The organism is Frankia sp. CcWB3 (assembly GCF_977927595.1).
Window position 1 is genome coordinate 1487 of record NZ_CDWRCK010000358.1, and the last position, 1856, is coordinate 3342.

Below are 1856 nucleotides of genomic sequence, written 5' to 3' on the forward strand. Positions count from 1 at the left end.
ACTTCATTACGTCCCCATAGGGCATTCGGCGGATCCGGCGATGAACCCGGTGCTGTGGGGAGGACGCCATGCCCCGGAGCTGGCGTACGAGTAATAACAATCTTGCGTCGCGGCCGTCTGGCGGCGCTGGCGCTCACCGCAGCGGCGCGCTGCGGCAGCCAATCAGGACGCTCTGTGCGCGCGTCGGGACAGCCCGGGTGCGTGCAGGGCAGTCCTCGGTAGGAGACCTGGCGTCCAGACTACATGAGGCGGATCTGATTAACAGGGCGATGAATCTCGCCGCGATGATCCTGATGATTTTCTTTCCTTTTGTCATCACGCTGGCGGCGCTGTCGCCGCTGCGGCAGGGCGGTGCGGCGGACATAATCATCGCGCGCATGGGGTTGAGCCATGATGCGGCGATGGCCGTGGAACGACTCTTTACCCCGCGGAGCGGAACCGTCATCACTGGCTGGACAGTACTGGGAGTGCTCTGGCTGATAATTGGCGGACTGAGTCTGGCTGCGTCCGTCCAGTCCATTTATGTGCGGGTCTTCAGGCTGAAGCCATTCGGGCTACGCGGCCTACTGGCCCAGGTCGTCTGGCTCTGCGGACTGATCTTCTTTCTTGTCGCTACCACGAGTCTCGGGGCGCTGCTCACCGGCACCGTGGCTGGTCAGGTCTGCTACGGCCTGGTAGCCACCGTGATCCTGGCGCTCTTCTTGTGGGTCGGGGTCCGGGTGCTCACCATCGGCCGGATGAGCTGGCGGGACTCGTGGCCGACAGCCCTGTTCACGACGATCGGCCTGACTGGTCTGGGTGTCGTCAGCCGGCTGGCATTCTCGGCTTCGATCGTGGCGAACGAGCGTAGCTATGGCGGGATCGGGGTTGTGTTCACCATCCTGTCGTGGCTGATCGGTTTCGGTGTTGTCCTCATCGGAGGGGTAATCGTCGGCACGTGGTATCTCGACACCGAGCTGTCGGTCGCCGGCATCCTCAGAAAGTTTCATATCGGGAGGAGGATGGGCCGAGACCAAGCCCGGAAATCATGAGATGAGCCGGTGCGCGGATCGATGCCGAGGGCTACAAGGGCCAATGACGTGTGACCTGGTGTTGATCGTGTCTGGCGGACAGCAAGAGGTGACGCCGTGTGAGCGGCTGATCTGGTCGACCGGCGTCCTGCCGTCTTACTCTAGGTTCAGGGCGTCAACGTCGCCTCCATAGGGTCCAAGCCGGGCACCCGCATCGGCCGCAATCCGAGCCGGGCCGGTAGTGCTCGTGGTCATGACGCGCATGGCCGCAGCGGCAGTGCAGGACAAGCAGACCGCGGATCGACCTCACAGGGCCACCTCCGTCCGGATGGGAGTGATAAGTGAGTTAACTGCCTAAATGTCGTATGTGAGCCAATCTGCCTGGTATGTCTAGACGTTCGGGCGGAGATCGTCCAGGTCGTCCTTCCCGGCCGGCCGGGGGACGCCTGCCTGGCTCTCGTCCGCGACTCGGTGCCCTCTCCGCGTGACCACCCCGAGGCTCGGCCCGGCTACGACCGGGTGGCCCGAGGAACGTCTGTGACGGGGCGGTTTATCGTCTCCAGATCCTGAGCGCCGTAGCAAGCGACCCATCGGGAGACGATAGGGATCATGAGTATCTCGAGCGGGACCGGGGCATCGGGCACCTCGGCCGGGCGCCACGCCGACGGGCGGCGGGGGGGAAACGCGCCGCCCGAGGCGAACGAGCGCGCTGTCATCCGGCGCCGGTGGTGGCCACGCCCGGCGGTGCGGCCGAAACCCGGTCTGTCCGGCGCCCGCCGGGGCCTGTCCGCCCGGTCTGGTCCGGTCGGTCGGGGGCCCGCCGCCTCTCCCGCCTCTCCCGTCCCT

General features: G+C 65.6%; 1 protein-coding gene and 1 pseudogene. Both read left to right on the plus strand.

Features of this window, described 5'->3' with window-relative positions:
- Positions 1 to 269: 269 nt before the first annotated feature.
- A complete protein-coding gene (locus ACY5KJ_RS19035) occupies positions 270 to 1031 on the plus strand; it encodes a ribonuclease BN (RefSeq protein WP_462204009.1) in 762 nt (253 codons plus the stop codon).
- A 588-nt stretch (positions 1032 to 1619) separates the two neighbouring features.
- Positions 1620 to 1856, plus strand: a pseudogene (locus ACY5KJ_RS19040) (hypothetical protein); the annotation flags it as partial.

What these genes read in the sequence shown, in the direction of transcription:
- ACY5KJ_RS19035 (WP_462204009.1), top strand. Translation starts at nt 270, where the DNA reads ATGAATCTCGCCGCGATGATCCTGATGATTTTCTTTCCTTTTGTCATC.